The following is a 22,747-nucleotide window of genomic DNA, read 5'->3' as shown; positions in this document are numbered from 1 at the left end:
GCAAGAACAGACGACAGGACAGCTTTTTCCATGACCATTCTCGTCACCGGCGGTGCCGGCTTCATCGGCAGCAATTTCGTCCTCGACTGGCTGAAGGCCAGCGACGAGCCTGTCATCAATCTCGACAAACTCACCTATGCCGGCAACATGGACAATCTGGCCTCGCTCGAAGGCAACCCGGCGCACCGCTTCGTCCAGGCCGATATCTGCGACGCAGACGCGCTGAAGAGAATCTTCGCCTCCGACGATATCCGCGCCGTCGTCCATTTCGCCGCCGAAAGCCATGTGGATCGCTCGATCCATGGCCCCGAAGCCTTCCTCGACACCAATGTCACCGGCACCTTCCGCCTGCTCGAAGCCGCCCGCCACGCCTGGGGACCGAATGCTGCCTCAGACGGACGCCGCTTCATCCATGTGTCGACCGACGAGGTCTACGGTTCGCTCGATCGCGATGCGCCGGCGTTTTCGGAGACCAACACTTACGAGCCGAACAGCCCCTATTCGGCCTCCAAGGCGGCGGCGGATCATTTTGCCCGCGCCTATCACCACACTTACGGGCTGCCGGTGATCATCACCAACTGCTCCAACAATTACGGGCCTTATCACTTCCCCGAAAAGCTGATCCCGCTCGTCATCCACCGGGCGCTCAAGGGCGAGCCCCTGCCCATCTATGGCGACGGCACGCAGATCCGCGATTGGCTCTATGTCGGCGACCACTGCTCGGCGATCCGCCGCGTGCTCGAAGCCGGTCGGCTCGGCGAGAAGTACAATATCGGCGGCTTCAACGAGAAGACCAATATCGAGGTGGTGCGCACCATCTGCGCGCTGCTCGACGAACGCCGCCCACGCTCAGACGGCCAGAGTTACGCCAGCCAGATCACCCATGTCCGCGACCGGCCCGGCCACGACAAGCGTTACGCCATCGACGCCACCAAGATCGCGACCGAACTGAACTGGCAGCCCGCCGAGACCTTCGACACCGGCATCGCCCGCACCGTCGACTGGTACCTCGCCAACCAGGGCTGGGTCGACCGCGTCACATCCGGCGCCTACAAGAACTGGCTGGAGAAGCAATACGCATGAGAGTGCTGATTGGGGGAAATGACCGAACGCCTTCAGACATAGGCTGATCCGATGGCGCGATACATTGTGACCGGCTCGACTGGCTTTTTGGGTTCAGATCTGGCCTTACACCTCGATCATAGTGGTCATGAGGTGATTAGAGCCGGTCGGCACTCTGTCGCGCATCAAACGATGGTGCATTTCGATCTTGGCGATTTGACCACTCTGTCGAACCTGGCAGCGACGGGAGCCGATGGAATATTTCACCTCGCTTGGTCGACCACACCCGCTGTTGCGGAAGCAAATCCCTATCAAGACATTGCTACAAACGTAGCGGGCACAGTCGCCCTCTTTCAGTTCGCTCGATCACAAAAGATCCCGATCGTTTTCGTCTCATCTGGTGGAACTGTGTATGGCAATGCGGCAATTACTCCGACGCCGGAAACATGTCCCCTCAATCCGATCGGTGCCTACGGGTTGGGAAAATCGTCCGCCGAGCAATATGCTGATTACTATTCGCATCTTGGAGCCGATATACGCATCGCCCGTGTTAGCAACCCATTTGGAGAGGGGCAGTCCGCCGCACGCCTTCAGGGCGTCATCCCCATCTTTGCAAAGAAAATCGCAAAAGGTGAACCCATTACAATTTGGGGTGATGGAGAAAATCTGCGCGACTACATTCCGGCTCGTGATGTATCCATAGCGCTCACTAAAATTATGCTGCAAGAAGGCGCATCCGTCCGAAGGCCCTCTGTCTTTAACATAGGCGCAGGTATTGGATTATCCTTAAATCGACTAATTGCAATATTTGAAGAAGAAATTGGCTTGAAGGCCAACGTCAAGTATCTGGACGCAAGGCCTTTTGACATACAAGCCAGCATTCTTGATGTTCAGCGCGCCTCAGATTTGTTGCAGTGGAAACCAAGCGCTGATCCAGAAAGTAGTGTTCGAGCATTTGCCAGAGCCATTCAGGCCAAAAAAACCAGATGATTGGACAATGTAATGAGACTCTCTCATAAAGACACTATTCGGTCTCTGATCGAAATTAAGAATAGCAAACTGTTTGATTTAGACCATTATCGGAAGCAGTCTGGCAAAAGACATCTTAGCCTGTATACAGCCATATATCATTATATCGAATCGGGCGAACGCCGAGGCCTTAGCGCCAATCCCGGTTTTGATCCCAGATACTATCTTACTGCCAACCCCGATCTGAGTGGTTGGTCGCTACCCCTTTTCGTCCATTATGTCCGGTATGGGCACAAAGAGGGACGGGCGGCTAAGTCACCAATCAGTTCCACTGACGGCGTTGCTAAAAGCATCAAAAGAGTAATCATCGATTCAGGGGAATTCGACGTCGACTATTACGCAGGGCAAAGTGGCGAGCGTTTCAAAAACGCTGAACAAGCCGTACGTCATTATCTGGCAAAGGGTGAATCGCGAGGCTTTAGGCCAAACCCCAATTTCGACCCTGTTGTTTACCGCTCCTATTCCGATCTGAAAAATTACGGCGCCCTTTTCTATCATTATTTGCTTCATGGCAGAAAGGAGGGCCGAATTGGTCACTACGATTTCGGCTCGTGTTTTCGGCCCGGAAAGCGCGTTTACGATAGTTCCAAAAAAACAGTCGCTTTGGTTATTCACGAGGGATCGTTCACGGGCGCCCCCATTCTCGGGATAAACCTACTTGAGCAATTTGCTCGAACGCACAACGTCGTCCTCATCTCTTTGAGAGATGGCCCGCTGCTTCGCTATGCTGGCGATTTCGCGGTTAAGATTGTTGTCGGCGATGTGAACATCGGCAGAATGAGTTCGGAGTTGCTAGCGGCAAAGCTTATTCAGCCGCTGGTCTCGGAATTCAACGTAACCGCTGCTCTCGCAAACAGCGTCGAAACGGCCGCAATCGTGGCGGCGCTTTCAGTTGCCAATGTCCCCATCGTGTCGCTCATTCATGAATTCGCGACTTATGTGCAACCGCTCACCCTTGCGACTGTGCTAGCAAGCTCGCAGAGAGTGGTCTTTTCGTCATCCCTGACCCAGAAGTCAGCACTAGAAGCTGGCATCACCGGCCATTTCCGACATTCGGTGGTTCGACCACAAGGCCGCTGCGTAATTCCTAACGTAGGAGCAACAGTCTCGGACAATACTGTCGCCGCTAAGCCCTCAGTTGAATTCGACAAGGCTGATTTTGTTTGCATCGGCTGCGGATACGTCCAGTACCGGAAAGGTGTTGATCTGTTCATCGCCACAGCGGCAGCCTATAAGCGACTAAACCCCGAAACCAATGTCGCTTTTGTGTGGGTTGGAGAGGGCTATGATCCAGTGCGCGATCTTGGCTACTCCGCTTGGTTGAAGGATCAAATCGAACGCAGTGGTCTCGATGATGTCGTTTCTCTGATGCCCGCAATGGATGCTGAGGCGTTATTGAAACTGTATAGAACGGCAGATGCGATGCTTCTTAGTTCGCGGCTGGATCCGTTTCCGAACGTTGCGATCGATGCAATCGCTGAAGGACTGCCGTTGGTCTCATTCAAAGACGCCAATGGCGTCTCCGAATACCTGGAGTCCGATGAGTTGCTTTCATCGCTCGTCGTTCCATATCTGGACATCGAGGCAGCGGCTGCGGCTCTCATTGAACTGCAGTCGAACGAGAAGAGAAGCCGAAAGACCAGCGAGCATCTGAAGCGGCTGGCCTCCAAGCAATTCAACATGGTCGACTATGTCGACAACCTTCAAAACCTGCTTGAGCAAGCCGTGGCCATTAGCCGACAAGAGCGAACAGATGTCGAGACGATATTAAAGCATGGCGGTGTCGATTTCGACATGCTCGGTATCCAGGACGATCCTGATCAGAAAGACGTCGTGTCCAACTATGTCCGGCTGTGCGCTGCATCCGTAAACAGAACGTCGAATGGCATAGAACGCCGGCCAATACCCGGCTTTTATCCAGCTCACTATGCCGCGTCCCATCCTTCGCTTGCAAAGCTGCCATATGAGAACGCTTATGCGCACTTCTTGCGAGCAGGTCGACCATCTGGGCCATGGGTCCGTGATGTCGTGCAGCTTAAGCAGAGCGACAAACCGGCTGTTCCCTTGAGGGACGCGGATGTGGCCCTGCATATTCATCTTCATTATCCGGACCAAGCTCTGGAAATCTGCCGACGCATCTCCCTCAATCGTTCGCGCCCGACCTTGCTAATCACCGTCACCGAAACGATCAATACGTCGGTCGCAGCTGAGGCGTTCTCAAATTATTCGGGTTCTGTAGAAATTCGGGTTGTTCCGAATAAGGGCCGGGACATCGGTCCATTCCTGTGTGGGTTCAAAGACCGCATGTCTGATTTCGAAGTGATCGGGCACATCCATAGCAAGAAGAGCATGGACATCGCAGAAGATACGGTCTCAGTCTGGCGCGACTTTCTACTCGAAACGTTGCTGGGAGGCCGATATAAATCCTTGGACCAAATTTTAGCAGCGTTCGATCGAAACCCAGAATTAGGGCTCATTTATCCCGAGGATCCTCAATCCGTCGGATGGACCGATAATTTTGACGTTGCCACTCGGATTGCGCCGCGCGTCGGGTTGTCGTCGGTCCCGGAGTTTATTGAATTTCCAGTCGGAAACATGTTCTTCGCCAGAACGAAAGCGCTGAGTAGACTTTTCGGTGCCGAATTTGAATTGTCCGATTTTCCAGAAGAACCGGTAGCTTATGATGGGACAATCCTACACGCGCTAGAACGCCTCACTCCGGTTATCGTGGAAGATGCCGGATACAGCGTGAAAGCCATTCATGGCAGAGGCTTAACCAGGTAGCCGAGATCATCGTGCTGCTTCAGTGACTGATGCTCGAATGCCTTCGAAGAGGAAACCGCTGTGCCAAGTCGTACGTCTTTCCTGACCGCAGCCCGTCGTAAGGGCAATGTCATGAAGGCAGTGATGCTGCGTGATATGCGTACGCGCTTTTTCGATCACGGTCTTGGATTTTTGATCGTCATCTTCTTTCCGCTCGGACACATGATGATCTTGTTGCTGATCTACAGCGTGTTGGGACGCTCAGCACCGTACGGCGACAGCCTAATGCTTTTTTTTGGTACCGGCTTGGTCCCGACATTGGCCTTCATGTATGTATCTCGGATGATGGTGGTTTCGATCCAGGCCAACAGACCAATGCTATCGTTTCCGGCGATCCGCGTGACCGACATCATTTTCGGACGCGCAGTGTTAGAAGTTTTCGGATCATGCCTGATGGCAGTGCTCGTCGTCTTGATCTTTGCTCTCATGGGGCAACCGGCATTGCCGATTGATGTACCAAACGCCGTAGCAGCCCTTGCAGCCACCCTCGTACTGGCAATAGGCGTTGGCTTCTTGATGAGCTTGGCTGCAGCCATTGTACCGGCAGTCGCGATGGCATACATGCTCGCCACCATCCTCGTTTATATTCTTTCGGGGACGCTTTTTGTTGCTTCATCACTGCCCGCCCCAGTGATCGAGGTCCTCGCTTGGAACCCCGTATTGCACGGCGTCGAATGGTTGCGGTCGGCCTATTATCTGGATTATCCCACCCAGGTTCTCGACAAGGGATACCTGATCGCATGTGGCGCAATTACGCTTCTTCTTGGACTGCTCGTGGAGCGCTATTCGCGGACATTGGTGTATTAGGGCTTCCTACAAAGCCTGGAAAGTACCTCCCGTGATCGATGCCCAGCGCAGAGGAAAAGCGATGAAAATCAAGAAAAAGCGCCCGCTCGATTCGAGCGGCGATTCGCGGAACCGTAGCGCCGCTCGTGCTCGGAAGGCACTGGTGGTCCTTGGCATGCACCGCTCGGGCACGTCCGCTTTGGCCGGGTTGATGATGCGGCTTGGTGGAGACGGACCAGCGAACTTGCTTGGCCCAACTGCCAACAACGAACTCGGTCACTTTGAGTCCCGACCGATCTATATGCTCCAGGACAAGGTTCTTGCGAGCGCAGGGCTCACGTGGGACGACTACAGACCCTTCCCCCAGGTTGGATGAAATCGCCGAAAGCTCACGAGTATCGAGCAGCCTTGAAAGAGGTGGCGATGTCCGAGTTCGGAAGTTCGGCGCTTTTCGTCGCCAAGGATCCGCGGACGTGCAGGCTGGTTCCGCTGTGGGTGGATGCCCTTGACGATCTCGATGTCGAACCGCTGTTCGTTCATACACATCGCGAACCAAGCGAGGTTGCGGCATCGCTGCATAATCGGAACGGATTGGACCTTGATTATTCGAAGCTGGTCTGGCTGCGTTACGTTCTGGACGCTGAAGCTGGAAGCCGCGGTCAGCGGCGCACCTTCACCAGTTATGATGCGGTTCTTAACGACTGGCCCGCTGTCGCGGAGAAAATCTCGCGTCAATTTGATTTGGCCTGGCCGAAGCTCGCGGCGTCCAACGCCAAGGACCTGAACGACATCATCCGGCCAGAACTGAGACACAACAAGGCTGCGGCTTCGGCCGTCGCTTCTCATGCACTTCTCACGAACTGGATCGATGAAGTGTACACGATCCTTGAGCGATGGGCGTCAAAGGGCGAAGACCTAAACGATCACCAGAGGTTGGACGTCATCAAGGCATCATTCGACGAGAGTGCTGCAGCATTCAGCGGCGCGGTCTCCCCGAAGGTGCGGGCGCTGCTCCTTGAAAGGGATGAGGCACGCGGCGAGCGTGATGCGATCCGAACTGAGATCGAGGCGGTGCGCGCCAAAAGCAATGAACGACATAACGTCATCGTTCGCCTCAAGGAGGAGCGCGACGGGGCTCTCGCTCGGATCGCCGAGCTATCCGCCTTGCGCCCGCAAGGAGATGATGAGGTTCAACGCGTAGAACAACAACTCTTGGAACTCAGAGAAAGCACTGTAGCGCAACAGAACCAGATCGAAGCTTTGACGACAGAGCGCGATGGTCTGGCGGCCGAAGTCCATCGTCACACGAGCATGCTCGCCCAAAGCAAAGCGGAACGTGACGACGTTTGGAATGAATTGAGCGAAGCCCGCACTGCCCTCGCCGCAGCACAGCAGAGACTTGCTGAGCTTGAAGTCGAAGTGAAGAAACGAAGCGAAGAGAACGCTCAGCTGAGGGCAGCGACCGAGCGTCGGGACGCTGAACTCGCCAAGATCCAGACAGTCATCCTTCGTTATCAGGACGAGGCGACCGCGCGCTCGGCCCAACATGCGGAAGACCTTGCAACCATCAGCCATGAGCGCGATGAAGCTCATCAGCATCTAGCGGCATTAGCGGAAAACGCCGCTGCGGTCGAACTGGATCGCGCGAGGATTGCCGCGGAGCGCGATGAGGCACATCGCCATCTTGCCGCACTGGTGGAAAACGCAGCCGCAGTCGAACTGGATCGATCGCAGATTGCAGCGGATCGAGATGCCGTGCGTCAGCAGCTGAACAACGTCCAGCACCAGCTCGCGACATTGGGAGCACGGGCGGCCTCGGCCGAAGTCAAACTGGCGGAAGCCCGCTCCACCCTCTCTTGGCGTCTGACACGCCCATTTCGCATGATGGCACGGCGCCTCCCATTTAAGACGAAGCGTTGAAGGGCAACCTCATCAGTCCTCCCAAGCTGATTCGAAAGACGGAAGCGATCATTATGGTCCATGTAACCAGCGGTCTTGCCAATCTTGAGGGTGGCTCCAAGTGGCGCGGCCACTTCGACGGCATGTCCCAGGATGGCAAACTCCACGGCTGGCTCTTTTGCAGGGATAATCCGCACGAGACGTTGACGCTTGATTTGTTTGTGCATGGCTTTCACATCGCCAGCACCACAAGCGATAAACCGCGCGGTGACATCGACAAGCTCTTGGGAGTAACCAGCCCGGCAAATACCGGCTTCAAGTTCGACATGAGGACGTTTCACCCTCGGGGCGCTCTCGATCTTCTCCGCCATTTCGATGGTGAACTGCCACAGCTCGATCTCGGGCTCGACGTGTCGATCTGCATTGGTGGAACCGCCCACCGGGTCCCAAACGGCGGCCGAAATACCGGCATCCTCTTCGATTTGGCTGCGGCGCTTGGCCCGTTGATGCACGCGGCTGCGGTTTGTCTGCGCTCTGAAATTGAGGTCAATGGCTCCGAAGTTCCGCTAGGCAGCGTCGATCAAGCGATCCTGCTACGTTCAAGCCCGTTCTTTTCCGAGAACTGGTACGAGACGACCTACGGCGAAGTCGCCCTGACCGGCCTCTCCCCTCTGGAACACTACCTGCGCATCGGCAACGAGTTGGAGCGCAACCCCGGCCCGTGGTTCGATACCGCGGGATACCTCAAGGCAGCACCGGACGCGAGCCAGTCACCTCTCCTGCCCTTGTTGCATTATGAGATCCATGGCCATCCCACCTGGTGGCCCGGCGCTGCTCGACTGGGTGGACGCAACGCCGAAGCGCCGACCGGCAACAAGGATTATGCCGTCCTCATCCATCTCTATCATCTCGACACGGTGCCCGATCTCCAGCGGTTCGTCGCGAACTTTCCGGAAGATGTCGACATCATCATCAGCGTTCCGGAAGGCTCACCGGATCATGATCCCGTCCGTATCGCCGAGATGTTCCCGCGGGCACGCGACATCTTCCAGGTTCCGAACCGCGGACAAGACGTCGCCGCCTTTCTCGAAACCGTTCGCCGAGTAAAGCCTCGCAACTATCGCTTCTTCTGCAAGGTGCACTCCAAGAAGGGCAACAAATACCCTGACACGTGGCGACGCGTGATGTTCGATGCGCTCGCCGCCACGCCACAGCGCGTGCAGGACGTCGTTGAACTGTTCCGATCGAATTCCCGGATTCTCATGGCGGGTCCGCGCGAGTTCTGGCTGAACGGGCAGGACTTTGAGCTGGGCAGCGCTGATCGACTGGTTCAGCTCTTGGACAGGATTGGGTTGGGCAAAGGATCGCTTGGCCGCGACTGGGCCTTTTTCGCTGGGACCTGCTTCTGGATCGACGCGCAATTGGCGGGCGTGATTGCAGACACAATCCATCAAGCCTCCTTCAACGAGGAAACAGTCACGCGCAATGGCCAGATGGCTCATGCGGTTGAACGCGTTTTCAGTCTTATCACTTCGATCCTCGGCGGGACTTTCGCGCTGCTCGACGGTAGCGACTGGAACTTAGAGCCTGCACTTCTCTCTCACCCATCCGAAGACAGCCTAAGGATGAAGCCCGGCGAAGATGTGGGGCGTCTTCTCGTCAGTTATCTCAAGTCGTTGTCGGCTCCTCGCGCTGTCAACGCGTCGAAGGGCATTGCCACTATTTCTCAGGCGGCGAACACCCATAGCCTCTTTCCCGATGCGGACACGGCTCTGCACGGCGCGATCGATATCATCATCAACTGCTGGATGGGCAACCTGGAGCCCTTGCACGAGGGCCTGGCAAATCTCCAGCATGAACTCGGCATGCAAGGATTAACCAGCGCCTGCGTCGTGGCCGGTGGTCCGCCGGTTGAATACCTGCATACGCGATCCTGCCCGAACGTTCTGCTTGAACGCGCGATGTTGCATCTGCCTTCCCACATCCCCGTCGACGCTCCGGCGCCGGAATGTGATGGTTTGCCGGATAAAATGCTGCAGCTTCTGGTCCGCTCTGAAGCAATCTTTCTGAAGACGGACTACCCGGAAGGCGACCAGCTGGAGGCATGCTTTTCGCGCATACAGAGAGTCTATGCGTTCTGGCGAGACGCACTCGTGCGTCACCGCGTCAAAATGTTCCTCATCTGGGGCAATACCGCGCCGAAAAGCCGCCTTTTCATATATTTGTGCGAAGAGCTCGGTATCGAATATCAGATCATCGAGCGGGGCCACTTTCCGGGGACATTCAGCATTGACCCGATTGGCCAGTTTGGTACGGCCAGCCGGGCTCGACTAATCGAACATGTGTCTGCTCAGAGCAGCGATGAACAGCATACCGAAAGCCGCTTTGCACAAATCAAAGAATGGTACGGCTCTCAGCAAGCCAATGCAGCTTACGCCGCTTTTCAGAAAAAGGAGACGTCTGATCTGGCCATTATCCGGCGGGCACGAGATCAACGCCGGCCTGTGATACTCGTCATTGGCGGGAATGACGCAGGAGCCGGTGTAACCGGCCCTACCCCGGATCCTCTGAGAGTAAATTGGTTCAACAACTCCGACGATGCATTCAGCAATATCCGTCGAATTGTATCATCAAAGTTTCCCGATGCGCTTCTTGTTCTCCGCCCTCACCCCTCACAGACAGCTCAGTCCGCCGAGTTTGTTCTTATCGCACGTGAGAGCTCTCTCGATGAGCTTATCGAGAATGCCGATATATGTATAACAATCTCAACAACAGCCAGTTCGATCTGCCTTCTCAAAGAGAAACCGCTGCTGACATTGGGCCTATCAGAGCTAAATGGTAAGGATGTTGGTGAGCATATTGTTGATGAGGCGCATTTTTTGGCTGCACTAAGACAATATATATGGAGTGATTACAAAGACCCTTATCCAAAAAACATCAATCGACACCAAATTGCCAGTCTTTTTGATAATCATTTGATTGGAATAGATAAAACAGTACCCACGCGTCATCATGTCGACCAGCTGGCAAGTCTTTTGAGCGGTCGAATTCAACGAATGAAAACTGGCTTCTTATCAGACCAGCTAAAGGGGGATCGCGATCTCAGTAAAGAAATTTTTGATGATGTGTCTAGCCGTGGACGCGCCGCCATCCCCATAGATCCACGCCGCCTTACGCGTGATGTACGCCCTCGCATTAGCGTCGTGTTGCCGATTTACGGTGACTATGAAGGCACTCAGCTGTGCTTTGAGCAATTGTTGAAGCATCAGCCAGAAAACAGCTATCGCGTCATAACTGTATGGGACCGCGGGCCGGACTTGCGCCTGAAAGATCTATGTCTTTACTATGAAAAAAACTTCGGTTTCACTTACTTAGAAAATCGCGAAAATGTTGGCTTCAGCGGCACAGTTAATTCTGGCATGCTGTATGCGAGCGACGATGACATCATTCTGCTAAATAGCGATACCGTTCCCTGCACAGACTGGGCTGTGCGTCTGCAAGATGCTGCATATTGCCATCCTAAAGTCGCCGCGGTCGTCCCTTTGTCAAACAATGCAACAATTTACAGCATACCATTCCCAGATGGGAGTGAGCTATCGAATGAACCCTTGCATTGGGTTGTCGCACGCGACAACAAGGTGAAGAGCAGAGCGCCGTTTTTCGTTGAGATGCCTGTTGCCCATGGATTTTGCACATACATACGCCGCAACGCTTTAAACTGCGTCGGACTTTACGATGAGCTGAGCTTTGGAATTGGCCAAGGAGAGGACAACGACTTCAGTATGCGCCTTCGCGCCGCCGGCTATTTCGTCGGGGCAGCTACAAATGTTTTCATAGGCCATGCAGGTAGCACGAGCTTCGGGACAGATGTGATGAAATGGAAGCTTGCCGGTCGTAGTGTGATGAACACTCGCTATCCTCATTACATGCAGGAAGTGGTTCACCTATTTCAAAACGATCCACTCCGAGAGTTTAGGCAGCTAGACGTCATCTAGCCTACGAAAATCTAGCTGCCGCCCCGAAGTCATAAAATTGCGATGTCGGGCAATGATTACGTTACCACTCTGGTCGCGCAACCTTATGATGGAGGATCCAGTCTTCTGTCTTCTTCAAATCTTCAAGATCATGGACATCGAGACAACCCTCCGTCAAATATGGCTTGATCCTCTGCCCCATACATGGCCATGGCCCTTGTCCATTGGGATCGTTGATCGCCTGAGATCGAATTGCCCATATTGAATGATCAAAGTATAAACACACTGGAAGATCTTGCCTGTTTGCCGAAACGGGACCTTCGGTTGCAACAAATGGCAGCATAAGCCCCTCTTTATCGACTCGCTTCCCCCTATATGGATGGTACTCAGCCTTTTCGTGACTTGGAACAACTGCTGACAATGAGGGGTCTTTGATAAGACCTTCAATACAGTCATCAATGATGTTTTCAGTTATCGTGCCGACATTGGCATGCTGGACAACAACAATATCAGCAGGCTCCTCTGCTTCAATGATGGCCATAGCATGCCGTACCGCATCAGTGCTCTGTGCAGTCGCCGTACTCAACTCTGCAGGTCGCCGGATCGGCACGTACCCTGCTCGTGCCGCCGTCGCTAAAATTTCATCGTCGTCGCTACTGACGTAGTACCGACCGATATACCGACTGCGCTTTGCTGCCGCAGCAGCCCAGACCAGCAGCGGCACATCGTGTACAGGAAGCACATTTTTGCCAGGCAGCGAACTCCCGCCGCGCCCGATCATCAAGGCAACAATGCGAGTATCTTTTTGCATGTTCAATAGCCTTTTTTTATCCGGTATTTATGATGCTCGCTAGGAGCGACTGACTTCTCTTCCGACCCAACGATGATCTCAGCCTCGCGAATTTTTTCGACATATTCGCGGAACTGAGGCGTCGTCAGATCCAGTGCAACGGCGTCGAAGTGAGCCCACTCACTGTTGCCGAACTTGACGTGCTTTTCGACCATGCGTGCGCCGGCGGCCACTGCAAGTGTTGACCCGAACCAGTTTTCGTCGTGGCTGGAATAGGCTGGGATGATGCGCGGGTTGGATTTTGCCAGGCGACTGTAGTGCCGCACAACGCCCACATTGCAATCACGCGCAGGGGTCGGATAGGCGGAATTTGCCTGCATCAGGTACAATTCCGGCGCCTCCTTGAACGTTTGCAGAACCCACTCTTCGTAGGCCTTGTCCGTCATGCCGGTGGACAGCACGATGCCGCGATCCGTGCTGGCCGCAACACGCGCGAGATAGTCCGTGTACTCCGAGATGGTTGAGGGGAGCTTGATCAGGGCCGGGTTGAAGTCCAGCACGAAATTGTAGGACGCTTCATCGAGTACCGACGCGAACCAGCGGATTTCAAGCTGCTTGCAGAGATCGGCAATGAAGGTGAAATCATCACCATCCAGTTCGAGCTGGCGCCGGTAATCACCAAAGGTGGTCCCGAAAGGTGAGCGATAGGGAGCAGCCAGCTGCTCTTTGCTGTAGAAGCTCTCCACATCGCGCTTCTGAACCTTGATGAAGTCGGCTCCCGCAGCCGCCGCTGCACGAACCATGCGTTCCAGCCTGAAGCGATCGCCGAAATGATTGGTCGTCAGCTCCGCGACGACACTCACGGACCAATCGCGCTCGTGATGGTCCCCACTCCGGTTCCGGCTGAAGCTCTCGACCAGCTCATCGACCGACAGCCGCGAGTAAGGACGATTGCCGACATGGTTCAGTTCAAGTCCCGTGCCCTGCAGCATGTAGAGCGCGTTCAGCAGGTAGTTCTCCTGCATCCCGATCCGCATCGCGCGCTCGACTTCATCGCCGACCGTGAACTGACGGCCGGCCGGGTGGGCATAGCCAAGCTCCGGGCGGAAGTCGAAGCCGACCATATAGACCTGTTGCGGCCTGCCCCGTTGATCCGCGACTTCGCGGGCCACGCGCAGTGCCGACATGAAGAGCACATCCTCGATGACGACTTCGTCGGAGAGCAGCCGCTGCACCATCAGGTCGGCCGTCTCCTGCGTCAGCTCCGCATGAGGAACCCGCAAAACGCGCCCGCGATCCGGTCGAAAATCGGTCGATGTCAGATAAAGCTGTGCCCGCGCGCCATTTTCGAGCAGGGCCTGGGCAACCCAGTCTGCATGAAAGATCGAGATGTCTGCGGGGTAGATCCGCTCTGCGTCATTGACGCCGATGACGAGAGATCCAGAGAATACCTCGGCAGGTATCTCATCGACGGACGGTCCCTTCCCCAGGATGAAAATCGTATCGGTGCCGTATGTCGACGCGATAGCGCCTACCTGGCTGGAGAAAGCGTCCGTCATAGTCTTCACCATCGATTATCACCTCACATCCGGCTTCTTCGGCAAGGGCGACACCAGCCAGCAAGTCCCAGCTATAGGCACCCTTCGGATTCACAAAACGCGCATACGCGCCGCGAATGACATTGAAAAGATTGTAGACGGCACATCCCATGATCCGACCCTCGGCATTTTCGGCGAGGCCTTGTCCGATCGCGTCGTTGAATGATGACGAGAAGCCGACGATACGCGACCGGGGAACACGCGGGATCGCTCCCGACGTCATGCCCTCACCGAGTTCCGGCATCAGCAACATGCTGCCTGCGTGCTTTCCACCGCGCCAGATGGAAAGGGACGTTCCCCACTCCTTCAGGCCTGAGCAGAAATTCTCGGTGCCATCGATAGGATCGAGCACGGCGACCCATTCGTCCCCCACCACGAGATCGGGAGTCCAACTCTCCTCGCCGATGAAACAGAGGCCGGGAAGCGCGTTGGTCAGCCAATCTCGGATCAGATCTTCGAGATACACATCAGCAGCCGTGACAGGACTGCCATCCGGCTTCCATGTGATGTCGAACCGTCTCTCCTGAAGTGCTGGCAGGGAGCCCTCTACCACATGTCGCAACTGCTGAAGCAGGGAGGGGATATCGGTCAAGTCGGAACTCCTGGCGGCATGGTTGCGCCTAGTTACACAAAAGTGGCGCTCGTCTCTACCCTCAAGGCTGGACGTGGGCAGGGGCAATCCGACATATCTGCATGGACGCAGCGAGGCCAGTCGTCGTCGGAGCGATACGGTGTGAAGGCCTTCAGGAAGAAATAAATCTCCAAGGTATTGGGCGGCTGAGGGGTGCTTTGATCAGCGCCGTTCCAGTTGCAACTTCGCCCAAAATGACGACTTACGCACTGGATTGATTGATGACAGAACTGACACGACGGAACTTCCTATATGCTTCCGGATGCCTCGCTGCCTCCACATCGGTGTCGAGAGCACAGCCCCTTGTTCCGGCTGAGCAGCAGAGCGGCGCAATCGCACCTGGCAGGGTAACCCAATCAGAGATCGTACTCTCTCCCTTCCAGTTTCAAGGGCGCGGCGACGGGATCCAGGATGATACCGGCGCGATCAACGCCATGTTTCGATACTTTCGCGAGTTGATGGCTCAGAGCGGAGGCCAGCAGGCTCCGATCGAGATGAGCTTTTCCGGAGGAAGATGGCGGTTGACCGATACCGTCGACGCCACCGCAATCACCGCATGGAACTGGAAAATGAGCGGAGGCCATTTGTACGGGGAATGCGAAGGCAAGCCGATGCTCGACCTCAGCGGATCGCGTGGCTACGAGATGAACGGCATCGGCTTTCACGGAGACCGTGAACGCATGCCGCGCTCGGCATGGCAGGCTGCGCGGCTGGAGCATGCGCAGTTTTGCGATAACGTCCAATTCAACGACGTGGCGACCGATGGCTTTTTTTCAGAGGCTTGCTGGATTGCGTTTGGTCAAGAGACAGCCAAACATGACCACTGCACCTACTACAACAGCTACCACAAGGGGCGGGTTGCGGTTGTCGAAGGGTATGATGCGCATCCCTTCGTTTCGGAGTTCGGCAAAGTCATTCGCGGATCAACAAGCAACGTCAACATATCTTTGCAAGGAAACTGTGATTTTCGCTACCTGCCGACACATGACCAATGGCACCTTTCCAACGTCACAAGCAGCCGCAGTGCAGTACTCACGCTGAGTGATCACAGCCTTGAAATAGGTGATGAAGTGGTTTTCGCTTATGTCGATGGCATGAGAGAGTTGTCCCAGCTCATCGCTAAAGTCACCGCTGTCACGGCCGATACTGTTACAACTGATTTGGACACGACCAATCTGGGAACCTACGCCGGTGGCGGTGTCGCCATTCGCCGTCAGACAAGAAGTCCGGTTTACATAGCAAGGACTGAGGGAATTAACCTAGCAGACGCTTACATTGTCGCTTACGGTCAGCCGCAGATCGAAATCGCATTTCCCGACACCAGTTTTCCATTTATCGAAATGTTCAGCGCTCCTCGAATCCTGTTCGAGGGCTCAGGAAACCGAAGCAACATCGCGTTTACTACGGGGACAGTTGCGACGGCGAACATCTTGGGATTCGAGCTGTCGACTTATAATTCGAACGCTGTTGAGTCGTTGATCTCCAATGAGGGAGGCGTAGTCGCGATCTACAAACCGGTCATCGATATGTTTTCAAGCCTATGGGATGTGAAACTATCAAATGACCCGAAATTGTTCGCGATGTACGGCGCAGAGGTTCTCTTCTCATCGCTCGATCAGACGGAGGCTGATCAAATGATTGCATTCAACGGCCAAATAACTTCAGTAGCCGACGGAAATACATACGTAATTGGGAAGACTTCCATTGAATAAGCGCCTGCCTTATAACGCTGCAATCTGTAATCTTGATATGCTATGATCGAACATGCCGTTCAAACTTAGTAATAGGTGCACGCCAAAGATAATTTGACTTTTTGTGGTTTCAAGGTTGGGATAAGGCGCTTCGCGCCACCCTTGCCAGTCACAACAGTTGGCGAATCTCAGTAGAATTTGATCCTTCACAGGCTGGACATCAGAAACTCTGCTGGAACGCTCGGCCACAGCATAGTTCCAACCAGTATCATACCGACAGACCCTTCAACTGTAAGAATGGCTACGCGCCATCTTACAGAATAACAGCTGACGAATCAATTTTCTCGATAATTAACAACAATGCCGACAATCGATAAAAAAGGTCATGTCAAACAAAAAATATGTACAGGAGACGAATTTTTTCCCGATCATCGCTGGCAGTTATGATTGCTCGTTCGGTAATGTTGACATTTTTGCCCTATCGGGATGGCGTTGCTTAGGACTTATGTTGACATTTTGCGCGAGCATCGTCGCCGTCTGGCAATATAATGTCCATCTCTGTCAACCCGGGCTGGAGCGGATCGCGGAACTGCCGCTGACATATTAGGGGACGAGTTACCCGCTCTAGATCCAACCTGACATGCCTCACCTGAATGTCCCCATTCATAGGCTATCTCTGTTCACGCTGTGGTCCATCCCAGACAGGATCGCAAATTCGTTCGGTGTGAGCCCATCAAGGTTGTGTGGGGCCGGTGCAGGTTGTAGTCTATTCTCCATGTCTCGATGATCTCGCGTGCATGGCGGTAGCTCGGAACAGGTGCTCGTTGAGACATTCGTCCCTAAGCCTGCCATTGAATGACTCCACGAAGCCATTTTGCTTGGGTTTGCCGGGTGCGATGTAGTGCCACTCGACGCCGCGATCCTGCTGCCAAGTCAGCATGGCGTTTAACGTCAGCTCCGTGCCGTTGTCGCTGACAATCAAGCAGGGGTAGCCGCGCCGTTCGGCGATCGCATCCAGTTCACGAGCGACACGTTCGCCCGAGATCGAGTTGTCGACCACTGTCGCCAGGCACTCCCGGCTGAAGTAGTCGATCACGCACAGGATGCGGAAGCGACGGCCGTCGACCAACGCGTCCGACACGAAGTCGAGCGACCATCTCTGGTTTGGATCCTGCGGAATGGCCATCGGCGCTCTCGTGCCCAGAGCCCGTTTGCGCCCACCACGTTTTCGGACCGTCAGGGGCTCTTCCTTGTAAATACGGTAGAGCTTCTTCCAGTTCACCGAAACACCCTCCCGCTTCACCAGCAGGTACATGCGGCGGTAGCCGAACCGCCGTCGCTGCGATGACAGTTCCCGCAGACGTGCTCGCAAAGCAGCATCTTCCGACCGGCTGGATCTGTATCGGTAGACACGCGGCGCAATGCCGACCAGGGCACAGGCCCGCCGCTGCGAGTTCTCTTCGACTGCCCAACTCACGGCATTTCTCCTTGAGCGGAACGTCAGAAGTTTTCTGCCAGCATCTCGCGCAGCGTCGATACATCGATCATCGGCTCTGCCAGAAGCTTCTTCAGGCGGACATTCGCCTCCTCCAAAGCCTTCAGCCGTTTGGCCTCCGACACCTCCATACTTTGTGCGCCAGGTGTAGAAGGTCGCGTCTGAGATGCCATGCTTGCGGCAAAGCTCGCTGGCCGTCATGCCCGCCTTATGCTCCTTCCAGTCCCTAAAGAGGATACACGCCGGGGTTGTGAACACCATCGCGGCGCAGTCTGTTGACAAACATCCACAGCGCCTAGAGTCTAAAAAATGGTACGAGAATGGTACGAATGGCGAAAATCGAGGTGGCAAAGTCCACTTCGCGGAAACCGCTCTGGCAATAAGTATCAGATTTAATTGGATAAAATGGTACGGTTGGGTGGGCTCGAACCACCGACCTCCGGATCCACAATCCGGCGCTCTAACCAACTGAGCTACAACCGCATAAGGGTCGGCGCCCATAAGGGGCGTCACGTGTGGCGTCTGATACCGGCTGGCTTTCGGTTTTGCAAGCGGAAAGCTGCAGGGAAACTGCCGTCCGACTGAGGAGCATCGTCCCGTGGGACATGAAAAAAAGGGCTGGCTTGCGCCAACCCTTTTCGACTGTCGATACCCGCCCCGGGCAACCAGCGCATCAGGCGACGTTGATGTCCTTCATGGACTTCTCAACGGCGACCTTGCCAGGCTGGGACACGTTTTCAGAAACCGTGCGTACGGCGTCCTGCCAGCCCTTGGCCTGGTCGACGGCGGCTTCCATCTGCGTGCGCAGGAAGGACGACTGCAGCTCGATCATTTCAGCGACGGACTTCACGCCGAGCAGCTTCTCCATGTGGGAGAACGTCGTCTCGGTGTTGACGCGCATGGTGTCGATCGCCTTAAGGCCGAGCTCGACGGTGCCGGCCTGCGCCTTTTCCATGGTGGTTTCCATGGTCTTGGAGGCGTCTTCGGCGGCAGCCTTCATCTTGGCATAGGCTTCCTTGGACTGGGCAACACCCTTTTCAGCGAATTCGCGATAGGTGTCGGTGACCTTTGCGGGGTCGAAATTCGGAAAAGCGAAGATTTCTGCTTCAGCAGTTTTCTTGGCAGTAGCCATAATGATGCGCTCCTTTGGTTTGGAACCCTCTCATGAGGCGTCCCTTGGCGATGAAGCTGATATAGGGGATGTTATTGTGCATTGCAACATTTTCCTGCGACGCAGCATCAGCGTTAACCTTTTGCCGCGAAAGCAGGGCACTGGCAGAGGCTTTGGGTGGACCCACGGGCGCGCGGGCATTATTAAAAAAGCCTTAATGAAGCCTATGATTAACAAAGCCTTGCCAGCGAATTCGGCCAGCGGATAGGGTTTTATATGCCGGCGCACGACTATCCGTTCATCGAGATCGCCGTTCATCCTTCGGTCCGTGAGCGGTACTCCGAAGGGGCCGGCCTTGCGGTGCTGTCGCCGACGGTGGATTACGTCTATTGGGCGAACGGCGCCGCTGCCACGCAGTTCGGCTATGAAAGCATCTACACGTTTTTGGAGGACGAGGCTTTCGAGGAAGGCCTGCTCGCGCGCCAGGTTGAAACCGCGGCGGGCCGCGTCGCCGCATCCGGCCAGGCCGAGAAGCTCATCTTGCGCGTCGGCTCCGGCTTTCGGCGCGTCGCCACGCCTTGCGTTCTGGAGCCGATGACCTTGAGTGGCGGTGAGCCTGCCCTCCTGCTGGCCATGCCCCCGGAAAAGCGCTTGAGAGACAGCATCCACCGCGCCCAGGCGATGATTTCCGGCTTCGGCGACACCGAGACCCATGTAGCCGTGCTCGATGGCGATGCGAACATGCTCGCCCAGTCGATGACCTTCGATGGATTGCGGATTTCTCCGGATGAACTGGTGGCCCTGGTCGACTCGGTCGATCGCGAGCCAAGCCGCTTGATCAAGCGCAGCATTGTCACGGCCCATGGTGCGATGCCCGCCGCTATCGCGCGGATCGGCGACAGCCAGCCGCTGAACCTCATCTTCGTCGTTGAAATGGCGGCAGCGGCTGCGCCGCAGGCCGCTCCCGCATCTCCGCAGACCACCGACGCCGCACCGTCGCCGATGCTGCAAGCGCTACCTCAGATCACGCAACCGCCTGCACCTGCATCCGCCGCACCCGGTGCCGATAGGTCCCGTGAATTGGATACGGTCTCGGGCGTTTCTGCAGTCGATCGGTTCGAGTTCGACATCACGGCGCGTCCGGTGCGCTTTGCCTGGAAGATTGGGTCTGATGGGCGCTTCAGCGAAGTCTCGCCGGAATTCGGCAAGACCGTCGGGCCGAATGCAGCCGATATCGTCGGCCGGTCCTTCGAGGATGTGGCAACGGTCTTCAATCTCGATCCCGAGCGCAAGATCATCGATTTGCTGCACCGCCGCGATACCTGGTCCGGCAAGACCGTGATGTGGCCCGTGCAGGGCACGCCTCTGGTCGTCCCCGTCGACCTGGCCGCTTTGCCCACCTATTCCCGTGACCGCGCCTTTGAAGGCTTCAGGGGCTTCGGCATCGTGCGCGTGGTCGAAGCTGTCGAAGATGCCGGTCGTCTCGGTCTCTCGCTCACGCCACAAGCCAAGGTGTCGCCGACGCCGGAGCCTCTGGCAGCGGACCCATCACTTCTATCCGAGATACCCGCGATCCTCGACCTTAAGGCGCAGGATCCTGTCATCGAACTACCGCTCCGCCGGCCGTCCGAGGAAAGCCCGCCGGCGGTGATCCCCGTGCCGTCCAACGACGACAGCGCGCCACCCGCCGCGAAACATCGCGCGTCAAATCCGGGCGAGAACCTCGCGGAAGATCCCTTCCGCGGTGAGGTGCCAGCGTTGCACATCGTGGAAACGCCGGCGAGGCGCTCGTCGGACAAGGTCATCGACCTCGATGAGCATCGCAGCCGCGGGCGCGAGGGCTTGTCGAAGATCGATCAGGCCGTATTCCATCAGATCGGCGAGGAGCTCGGCCGTCGTTTAGCAAGCCGTGATGCCACACGTAAGCAAGACGCAGATGCGGATCGCAATGCGGCTGCCCCAACGGCTGCAGAAGCGCGAGCCCCCGTTGCACCCCCTCCTCCGGCCGAACCCGTCGCAGCGGTCGCGCTTATCGCGCGGACATTGCCGAAGGCCTTGCCGGCCGCAGAATTCGTCGGAGCGGTCACCCTGCCCGAGCCGGACCTGTCGATTGCCGTGACGGCGGCACAGCCGGCTGCTGCGCCCGAAGGTGGCAGTGACGAACGCATCGATCCGGTTCAAGCGGAGGTTACCGAACTTCCGCAAGTCCCGCCGGTCGAAGTCGCGAGCGAAGCGCCAAGACGGCCCGGCCGCATCCATCTCAACGCTGCTTTCATCGAAGCTTTGCCCGTCGCTCTGGCCGTGTTGCGGGGCGAGCGGATGTTGTACGCGAATGCAAAGTTCCTGAGCCTCACCGGCTACACCGACAGCGCGCATTTCGAAAGCTCGGGCGGTCTCGACGCGCTCTTTCTCGACATGGAAGACAGCGCCTTGTCAGCGGTCGACCCGACCGCCAAGGGCCTGCGCCTCATGCGCCTGAACGGCGATGCCATCGCGGTCGACGCCAAGCTGCAATCCGTCGGCTGGGACGATGGCTCGGCACTGCTGCTTGTTGTCGAGCCGCTCCGCGAGGAGCTTGTCGTCGATGTCGAAGAAGAGCGTCGCGCCTCGCCCTCCAACGCCGAAATCGAGATGGAGGAACTACGCTCCATTCTCGAAACGGCAACCGATGGCGTCGTCATTCTCGACGAAGATGGCTCAATCCGTTCGATGAACCGTTCGGCAAGCGCCCTCTTCGACTATGAGGCCGACGAGACGCTGCATCAGCCCTTCGCGATGCTGTTTGCCCATGAGAGCCAGAGGGCCGTGCTCGACTATGTGGCGAGCCTTTCGGATCATGGCGTTGCCAGCGTGCTGAATGATGGCCGCGAAGTCATCGGTCGGGAAGCCTCAGGTGGGTTCATTCCGCTTTTCATGACTCTTGGACGGCTGCGGGGGTCCAACGGGTATTGCGCGGTGATGCGCGACATCACCCACTGGAAGCGGACCGAAGAGGAACTGCGTGCTGCCAAGCGCAGCGCCGAAACGGCCAACGCCCATAAAAGCGAGTTTCTCGCGCGCGTCAGCCACGAGATTCGCACGCCGCTCAACGCCATCATAGGTTTTTCAGAGATGATGTCGACCGAGCGGTTCGGCCCGTTGGGCTCTGCACGCTATCTCGAATACGCGCACGACATCGGCCGTTCGGGGCGGCATGTGCTGGATATTGTCAACGACCTGCTCGACATCTCCAAGATCGAGGCCGGCCAGCAGGACATGGATTTCGCAGCTGTCTCGCTGAACGAGCTTCTTGCTGAAGCCGTGTCGCTTCTTCAGCCGCAGGCAAATGCCGAGCGCGTCATCATTCGCACCAGCCTGTCCACCGCTTTGCCGGACGTCGTGGCAGATCCACGCTCGGTCAAGCAGATCGCCATCAACCTTCTGGCAAACGCCGTGCGGTTTACGCCTCCGGGCGGGCAGATCGTGGTCTCCACAGTCTATGATGCGAGCGGCAAGGTCGTGATGCGCGTTCGCGATACGGGCATTGGCATGTCCCGCAGCGAACTCGACCATGCGATGAAGCCATTTCGCCAAGGCCCCACCAGCCCGATGCGCCCGCGTGGCGATGGCACGGGCCTCGGCCTGCCTTTGACGAAGGCAATGGTCGAAGCGAACCGGGCGCATTTCGCCATCGAATCCGCACCGGGCGAAGGCACGTTGGTCCAGGTGACCTTCCCGTCCCAGCGCGTCCTCGCAGACTAAGCGTTAGGACGCAGCGCAAAAAAAAGGAGGCACGGCGGCCTCCTTCAAGTCAAAATGCTGTTCGGCGGGCTTGAGCAGAAACAACCCTCAGCCATTACGCGAATCGGCTGGGACGGT

Annotated in this window: 13 protein-coding genes, 1 tRNA gene and 1 pseudogene; 9 read left to right on the top strand and 6 right to left on the bottom strand. The window is 56.3% G+C overall.

The genetic code is table 11. The annotated features are described in order from the left end of the window. Nucleotides 1–30: 30 nt before the first annotated feature. The 7 genes from rfbB to D5400_RS06130 all read left to right on the top strand — a co-directional run bounded on the left by rfbB (nucleotide 31) and on the right by D5400_RS06130 (nucleotide 11,594). The gene (gene rfbB, locus D5400_RS06160; protein ID WP_126008670.1) at nucleotides 31–1,083 is read left to right on the top strand and encodes a dTDP-glucose 4,6-dehydratase; all 1,053 of its coding nucleotides are present in this window, start codon (nucleotides 31–33) and stop codon (nucleotides 1,081–1,083) included. Between the two features lie 51 nt (nucleotides 1,084–1,134). Beyond that, complete coding sequence (locus D5400_RS06155; protein WP_126008668.1) at nucleotides 1,135–2,052, top strand: NAD-dependent epimerase/dehydratase family protein; 918 nt, start codon at nucleotides 1,135–1,137, stop codon at nucleotides 2,050–2,052. A 12-nt stretch (nucleotides 2,053–2,064) separates the two neighbouring features. After that, the gene (locus D5400_RS06150) at nucleotides 2,065–4,875 is read left to right on the top strand and encodes a rhamnan synthesis F family protein (protein ID WP_126008666.1); all 2,811 of its coding nucleotides are present in this window, start codon (nucleotides 2,065–2,067) and stop codon (nucleotides 4,873–4,875) included. Between the two features lie 111 nt (nucleotides 4,876–4,986). Beyond that, the gene (locus D5400_RS06145) at nucleotides 4,987–5,721 is read left to right on the top strand and encodes an ABC transporter permease (RefSeq protein ID WP_126008664.1); all 735 of its coding nucleotides are present in this window, start codon (nucleotides 4,987–4,989) and stop codon (nucleotides 5,719–5,721) included. A 31-nt stretch (nucleotides 5,722–5,752) separates the two neighbouring features. Further along, complete coding sequence (locus D5400_RS06140; RefSeq protein WP_205665522.1) at nucleotides 5,753–6,076, top strand: hypothetical protein; 324 nt, start codon at nucleotides 5,753–5,755, stop codon at nucleotides 6,074–6,076. Between the two features lie 47 nt (nucleotides 6,077–6,123). Next, nucleotides 6,124–7,620, top strand: a complete 1,497-nt coding sequence (locus tag D5400_RS06135; protein ID WP_126008660.1) for a hypothetical protein — start codon at nucleotides 6,124–6,126, stop codon at nucleotides 7,618–7,620. After that, nucleotides 7,617–11,594, top strand: coding sequence for a rhamnan synthesis F family protein (locus tag D5400_RS06130; RefSeq protein ID WP_126008658.1), 3,978 nt, complete (start codon nucleotides 7,617–7,619; stop codon nucleotides 11,592–11,594). The genes D5400_RS06135 and D5400_RS06130 overlap by 4 nt, the downstream gene beginning before the upstream one ends. 61 nt (nucleotides 11,595–11,655) lie before the next feature. Here D5400_RS06130 and D5400_RS06125 read toward each other — a convergent pair whose 3' ends face one another. The 3 genes from D5400_RS06125 to D5400_RS06115 are packed head-to-tail and all read right to left on the bottom strand — an operon-like array spanning nucleotide 11,656 to nucleotide 14,553. Continuing rightward, nucleotides 11,656–12,384, bottom strand: coding sequence for an acylneuraminate cytidylyltransferase family protein (locus D5400_RS06125; RefSeq protein ID WP_126008656.1), 729 nt, complete (start codon nucleotides 12,382–12,384; stop codon nucleotides 11,656–11,658). A 2-nt stretch (nucleotides 12,385–12,386) separates the two neighbouring features. Beyond that, on the bottom strand, nucleotides 12,387–13,934 hold the full coding sequence (locus D5400_RS06120; protein WP_126008654.1) for an N-acetylneuraminate synthase family protein: 1,548 nt from the start codon (nucleotides 13,932–13,934) through the stop codon (nucleotides 12,387–12,389). Further along, nucleotides 13,828–14,553: an inositol monophosphatase family protein gene (locus tag D5400_RS06115; RefSeq protein ID WP_164527809.1), complete on the bottom strand. Its 726-nt coding sequence runs from the start codon at nucleotides 14,551–14,553 to the stop codon at nucleotides 13,828–13,830. Before D5400_RS06115 ends, D5400_RS06120 begins: the two co-directional genes overlap by 107 nt. 260 nt (nucleotides 14,554–14,813) lie before the next feature. Here D5400_RS06115 and D5400_RS06110 point away from each other — a divergent pair, with 260 nt between their 5' ends. Further along, complete coding sequence (locus D5400_RS06110; protein WP_126008650.1) at nucleotides 14,814–16,304, top strand: ubiquitin-activating E1 FCCH domain-containing protein; 1,491 nt, start codon at nucleotides 14,814–14,816, stop codon at nucleotides 16,302–16,304. Nucleotides 16,305–16,963: 659 nt separating this feature from the next. Here the strand turns inward: D5400_RS06110 and D5400_RS06105 are convergent. The 3 genes and pseudogenes from D5400_RS06105 to D5400_RS06095 all read right to left on the bottom strand — a co-directional run bounded on the left by D5400_RS06105 (nucleotide 16,964) and on the right by D5400_RS06095 (nucleotide 18,910). Continuing rightward, a pseudogene (locus D5400_RS06105) lies at nucleotides 16,964–17,979 on the bottom strand (IS3 family transposase). Nucleotides 17,980–18,184: 205 nt separating this feature from the next. Then, nucleotides 18,185–18,261 (bottom strand) — tRNA-His (locus D5400_RS06100). A 190-nt stretch (nucleotides 18,262–18,451) separates the two neighbouring features. Continuing rightward, a complete protein-coding gene (locus D5400_RS06095) occupies nucleotides 18,452–18,910 on the bottom strand; it encodes a phasin (protein WP_126008648.1) in 459 nt (152 codons plus the stop codon). Between the two features lie 255 nt (nucleotides 18,911–19,165). On the opposite strand from D5400_RS06095, the gene D5400_RS06090 reads away from it, so the two are divergent. Further along, nucleotides 19,166–22,630, top strand: a complete 3,465-nt coding sequence (locus tag D5400_RS06090; RefSeq protein ID WP_245451448.1) for a sensor histidine kinase — start codon at nucleotides 19,166–19,168, stop codon at nucleotides 22,628–22,630. The last annotated feature ends 117 nt before the right edge of the window (nucleotides 22,631–22,747 follow it).

It is taken from the genome of Georhizobium profundi, from assembly GCF_003952725.1.
GTDB classification, from domain to species: Bacteria; Pseudomonadota; Alphaproteobacteria; order Rhizobiales; family Rhizobiaceae; genus Georhizobium; species Georhizobium profundi.
The sequence above is the reverse complement of the archived record's forward strand: the minus strand, read 5'-3'. Positions and strand labels throughout refer to the sequence as shown.